Origin of the sequence: Streptomyces sp. NRRL F-2664 (genome assembly GCF_000719345.1) — a bacterium.
Taxonomy (GTDB): Bacteria; Actinomycetota; Actinomycetes; order Streptomycetales; family Streptomycetaceae; genus Streptomyces.
The window spans coordinates 1-373 of sequence record NZ_JOFX01000406.1 but is presented as its reverse complement, the minus strand read 5'-3'; the positions used below and the strand labels follow the sequence as shown (position 1 = coordinate 373).

At 73.5% G+C, this 373-nt stretch carries 1 pseudogene; it reads right to left on the bottom strand.

Going from position 1 to position 373, the window contains the following annotated elements:
- Positions 1 to 373 (bottom strand): annotated as a pseudogene (locus IF89_RS49535) (transposase); the annotation flags it as partial.

Sequence of the window (373 nt, the reverse complement as noted above, 5' to 3'; positions counted from 1 at the left end):
GGCCATGAGGCCGGTCATGGCGATGTGGATGACGGCTTCGGAGCGGGCGGGCAGGGTTTCGCAGTCGCGGGCCGGGCGGCGGCGGAGCATGTGCCATCCGTAGGTCCGCTCGACCGCCCACCGTTTGGATATGGGGGGCAATCCCCTGGTCCCGGGCTTGCGGGTGGTGGTCTCCATGTCGATGCCCGGCGTCGCGGCGTGCTCGGCGAGGTGCTGGCGGTAGCCGCCGTCGGCCCACACCTTGCGGATACCGGGTGGTCGGCGGCGACCCGGTCGGGCAGCGCGGTGCCGGCAACGGAGTCCTGCACGCTCGCCGCGGTGGCCAGCACTGCGAGGAGGAGGCCGAGCGTGCCGGCGGCGATGCTCCGCTTCC